The sequence below is a fragment of the Proteiniphilum sp. UBA5463 genome (assembly GCF_002427225.1).
Classification (GTDB): Bacteria; Bacteroidota; Bacteroidia; order Bacteroidales; family Dysgonomonadaceae; genus Proteiniphilum; species Proteiniphilum propionicum.
This window is the reverse complement of sequence record NZ_DIQL01000049.1, coordinates 47,242-47,609: the sequence shown is the minus strand read 5'-3', so window position 1 is coordinate 47,609 and position 368 is coordinate 47,242.

Genomic DNA, 368 nt, shown 5'->3' with positions numbered 1-368 from the left:
GTAAAATAAGGATTGAAACTAAATATTATTCCATGTAGGTGTATCCTCTCTGTCTCTTCCAGAATTACTTCCAGTAAAATAAGGATTGAAACATTTAAAAGCGGTACGCTGTGCTCTTGATAATAAAGACTTCCAGAATTACTTCCAGTAAAATAAGGATTGAAACTTATAATTATACATTTTTTCATCCCAGTTAACACGACTTCCAGAATTACTTCCAGTAAAATAAGGATTGAAACAATACCTTACAAATGATATCCATGCTTTCGCCAAATGCTTCCAGAATTACTTCCAGTAAAATAAGGATTGAAACACCAATATGATATTGAGGATCTATGTAGTAGATATTCTTCCAGAATTACTTCCAG